The sequence below is a fragment of the Bacillus sp. P4_D3 genome, from assembly GCF_056401855.1.
Genome location: NZ_JBFUIN010000911.1, coordinates 1 through 1,084, shown reverse-complemented (window position 1 = coordinate 1,084; position 1,084 = coordinate 1). Strand labels below are relative to the sequence as shown.

At 48.5% G+C, this 1,084-nt stretch carries 6 tRNA genes and 2 rRNA genes; all 8 read left to right on the top strand.

The window, feature by feature from the left end:
• Positions 1-234: ribosomal RNA gene (locus AC1DTM_RS27945) — 23S ribosomal RNA — on the top strand; the annotation flags it as partial.
• Between the two features lie 100 nt (positions 235-334).
• Positions 335-450 (top strand): 5S ribosomal RNA (rrf, locus tag AC1DTM_RS27940).
• A gap of 8 nt (positions 451-458) precedes the next feature.
• Positions 459-533, top strand: a tRNA-Asn gene (locus AC1DTM_RS27935).
• 2 nt (positions 534-535) lie between these two features.
• Positions 536-627, top strand: a tRNA-Ser gene (locus tag AC1DTM_RS27930).
• Between the two features lie 19 nt (positions 628-646).
• A tRNA-Glu gene (locus tag AC1DTM_RS27925) sits at positions 647-721 on the top strand.
• 5 nt (positions 722-726) lie between these two features.
• Positions 727-802 (top strand) — tRNA-Val (locus AC1DTM_RS27920).
• Between the two features lie 24 nt (positions 803-826).
• Positions 827-903: transfer RNA gene (locus AC1DTM_RS27915), tRNA-Met, on the top strand.
• 57 nt (positions 904-960) lie between these two features.
• Positions 961-1,037: transfer RNA gene (locus AC1DTM_RS27910), tRNA-Met, on the top strand.
• Positions 1,038-1,084: the final 47 nt, after the last annotated feature.

The window sequence follows — 1,084 nt, the reverse complement described above, 5'->3', positions numbered from 1 at the left end:
CCGGGATGGACGCACCGCTGGTGTACCAGTTGTTCTGCCAAGGGCATAGCTGGGTAGCTATGTGCGGAAGGGATAAGTGCTGAAAGCATCTAAGCATGAAGCCCCCCTCAAGATGAGATTTCCCATAGCGTAAGCTAGTAAGATCCCTGAAAGATGATCAGGTTGATAGGTTCGAGGTGGAAGCATGGTGACATGTGGAGCTGACGAATACTAATAGATCGAGGACTTAACCATATAATATGAAGCAATGTTATCTAGTTTTGAGAGAATATAAAAAACTTATTGACTTTCTAAGTGAATCAAGTATAATAATGTTTGTCTCAAGCGAATATAGTCTGGTAATGATGGCAGAGAGGTCACACCCGTTCCCATACCGAACACGGAAGTTAAGCTCTCTAGCGCCGATGGTAGTTGGGACCTTGTCCCTGTGAGAGTAGGACGTTGCCAGGCAATATTATTCCGCAGTAGCTCAGCGGTAGAGCTATCGGCTGTTAACCGATCGGTCGTAGGTTCGATTCCTACCTGCGGAGCCATTGGAGAGCTGTCCGAGTTGGCCGAAGGAGCACGATTGGAAATCGTGTATACGTCACAAGCGTATCAAGGGTTCGAATCCCTTGCTCTCCGCCATAAGCATTTTATAATATTTGGCCCGTTGGTCAAGTGGTTAAGACACCGCCCTTTCACGGCGGTAACACGGGTTCGAATCCCGTACGGGTCACCACTTTTGGAGGATTAGCTCAGCTGGGAGAGCACCTGCCTTACAAGCAGGGGGTCGGCGGTTCGATCCCGTCATCCTCCACCATATAAATTATATGAATAATATTGTCGCGGGGTGGAGCAGTACGGTAGCTCGTCGGGCTCATAACCCGAAGGTCGCAGGTTCAAATCCTGTCCCCGCAACCAAATTTTTTCGTAATTTGGTTGCTAACACTTATCATATAATTATATAAATAATATTATCGCGGGGTGGAGCAGTACGGTAGCTCGTCGGGCTCATAATCCGAAGGTCGCAGGTTCAAATCCTGTCCCCGCAACCAAATGGTCCCGTGGTGTAGTGGTTAACATGCCTGCCTGTCACGCAGGG